The sequence below is a fragment of the Neisseria sp. P0009.S007 genome (assembly GCF_051962515.1).
Genome location: NZ_JBQCVF010000183.1, coordinates 1 through 2,937 on the forward strand (window position 1 = coordinate 1; position 2,937 = coordinate 2,937).

Here is a 2,937-nt window from a genome sequence, read left to right on the forward strand (position 1 = left end):
GACGGAGAAAGCGAAGGCATGATTTTTGCACCGCCAATCAGTTTGCCCCAAACGTATTGCAACACATCCGATACTTGCACCACGCCAATCAGGAAGATCAGCAACAGGATATTGTTGCCGTTATCGAAGCCATCCAAGTCCAGAAACATCAGCGCCGGAACATGAGACAGACAGAAGATGCAAATCATCGCCATCCATTGTGTTTTGGCGGCGCGTTCCAAAAAGTGTGCCGTTTGGCCGCTGAGGCTGGCAATAATCGGCAGTATCAAAAAGCCGTAAACCGGAATAAAAATGCTGAACATGCCGTACCAGCCGTCATAGACGAAATAGTATTGCACCGGCAGAAGCAGGTAAAAGCAGACCACCATGCTGTAATAGTCGCTGCGGCGTCGATAGACGAGGGTCATAAATTCGCGCAGTGCGGCAAATGAAATCAGGAAAAACAGTACAACCGTCCCGATTTTGCCGAACCAAAATGCACCCAGCAACACCAACGTCATCAGCCACCATGCGTAAATACGGGCGTTGAGGTTGGCAATGGTGGCATTATCTGCGCCGTTTTTGCGCTTGAGCCATTGTCCGATGATGCTGGCAAAACACAATACGGCAAATACGCCGACAAAAATATAGCTGGCTTGCGGAGTCAGATGAGCGGCGGCTTGTTCGACAATGATTTGTTGGGAAGTCGTAGAAAGGCTCATGCTTGTTCTCCTTTGTTTTGCTGAACTTCAGATTCATTTTGGCAAAGCTCGCTGCGGTCGTTTTCAGACGGCCTGAGTGCCAGTAGCGCCTCACGGCTGCGTGTCAAAAAGCTGTCTTTGTCTTCGTTTTCCTGCAAAGTAAGCGGCTGTCCGATATGGACTTCACACAAAAGCGGGATAGGCAGGATTTTGCCTTTGGGCAGTACGCGGCTGATGTTGTCTATCCAAATCGGCACAAATTCGGTATTGGGTTTACTTTTCGCCAGATGATAAATGCCGGACTTGAACGGCAGCAGGATGGTGTTGTCGTCAGTATTACGCGTGCCTTCAGGGAAAATAATCAAAGAGTCGCCTGCGTTCAGCGCGTCTTTCATCTGTTCGGTAATTGCTTGCGGATTATCACTATGGCGCGGAATCAGCAAGGCATTGAAAACGTTTTGAATGATGAAGCGTTTGAGTTTGCTTGTCAGCCAGTAATCCGAACCGGCGACTGGGCGCGTGGACAAGCGCCAGCGGCGGGGCAGGGAAATCCACACCAATACAAAATCGCCATGGCTGCCGTGATTGGCGTAATAGACTTTTTGGTGCTGATTGAATGTCAGCTCGCGCGGACTTTTGGGGCGTACGCCCGTAAGAAAAGAGACCGACAGACATAAGGCTTGGTCAGTTAGCCAGGCAAGTTGTTTTTTGAGGAAGTTTTTCATTGTTTCTGCCTTTGGGAGTGAGATACCGCTCTAGATCTGGTTTGGGTAAATTAGCCAAAATAATCAAATGCTTTGGATAAGCAAAATTAAAAATTGTGCGGCGGTCAGGTATAAGCTTTTGCGCCATAAGGAAAGTGCGCCGTTTATCCGTTGGGTCAACGTACGGCTGCCTGAAATTTGGCGTAAACCGTTTTGCTGTAAGGTGTGGTCGAAGTCTTCAGGAGAGTAGCGGTTGTCGGCAAAGTCTTGGAACACGCGACGGTCGAAGTGAATGCGGATATGGCAGTACAGCAAAACTGCTGCCAAGACAAGTTGCACCGCAAACCATGCGCCGCCATATTTTGCCGACAAGGCGAGCAGCAAGGCATTGCAGGCGGCAACATAATGTGCGGTAGAGAGCAGGTGGGCAGTAATACGGCTGTCGGTTGCGTTGTCCATCATTATCCTTGTTTTAAACGGTTGGCCGCAGCTTCAACTGCTTGGGCGGTGGCCGGCGATAATACCATTTGCGGCCGAGCCTGTTTGAGTTCGGCCTTCGCTTGCGCCAAGTTTTTGCAGCCACCATAGACCAGCAGCCACGTCAGCACCACTGCGGCACTTCTTCCATAACCCAAAGCGCAACATACCAGCGCTTTGCCGTGTTTTTGGCGCAAGGTTTCCAATATCAAGGCCGTCTGAACCAAATCGTTTTCAGACGGCGTTACCATATCCAGTAAAGGCAGAGCGCGATATGCTCCCTGATAGCTACGGCAGGGATATTCGGCGCATACATCCAATACGACAGGCAAATGGTTTGAAATCCCTAAAACGCTGCCAATTAATACATCATTGCGGACTGGTGCCGTTTTCGCTTTACCGCGTAACCAATACGCCATGTTTAGCCGTACGCTCACCAGATAAGGCAATAGTAAAACCGTCGCTGCCACCGATAATTTACCGTTAGCCTGTTTTTGGAATATGTTTGCATTTCCAGTCAAATAGGCAAAGGATACCATCAGTAAAGACACGCTAATCCATATCAACCACAGCCACACACCACCCAGCAGCGCAGGCAAAGCCGTCAAACACGCGCCAAGTAAATACAGCAACGCAATCCTTCTTGAGCGTACATCACTCAAGCCCAGTCTTAACGGCGAAGTCATCTGACGCGGGAAAGCCCACAACACCAGCCAGCCAAGCAATGCTCCTGTCGGCACGTCAATAAAATGATGTTGATAAGTTGTCAGTACCGACAGGGCAATCAGGCTTTGCCATAAGAAAAGAGGCAGGCGGATTTTGGGAAAGCGCGTCCAATAAAATGCACCCACGATAATTGCCAACGCAATATGCAAAGATGGCGCTTGGTTGTACGGCAAATCAAATGCAGCCAATGAATCAAACAGCCAGCCTGACAGTCCAACGGCAGGCGGTTTAGGCCACCCGAAACGCAGCGGAAACAGCACAAAGCAAGCAGTCGCAATCAGTTGGGCGGCTACAAGGTGCGCTACATATCGGTTTTGTTCATGTGTATCACGGCAAAGAAAAAATGCCGC

4 protein-coding genes are annotated in these 2,937 nt (G+C 49.7%); all 4 read right to left on the reverse strand.

Features of this window, described 5'->3' with window-relative positions; all coding sequences use genetic code 11:
• A partial coding sequence (locus tag ACTHS3_RS11260) for a phosphatidate cytidylyltransferase (RefSeq protein ID WP_440367975.1) occupies positions 1-701 on the reverse strand: 701 nt, incomplete at its 3' end.
• Positions 698-1,405: a lysophospholipid acyltransferase family protein gene (locus ACTHS3_RS11265; protein WP_039862078.1), complete on the reverse strand. Its 708-nt coding sequence runs from the start codon at positions 1,403-1,405 to the stop codon at positions 698-700. The genes ACTHS3_RS11260 and ACTHS3_RS11265, both read right to left, overlap by 4 nt.
• A 63-nt stretch (positions 1,406-1,468) precedes the next feature.
• Complete coding sequence (locus ACTHS3_RS11270; protein WP_039862080.1) at positions 1,469-1,843, reverse strand: hypothetical protein; 375 nt, start codon at positions 1,841-1,843, stop codon at positions 1,469-1,471.
• 2 nt (positions 1,844-1,845) lie between these two features.
• Positions 1,846-2,937, reverse strand: a 1,092-nt coding sequence (locus ACTHS3_RS11275) for a dual specificity protein phosphatase family protein (RefSeq protein ID WP_440367976.1), incomplete at its 5' end; no start/stop codon positions are given.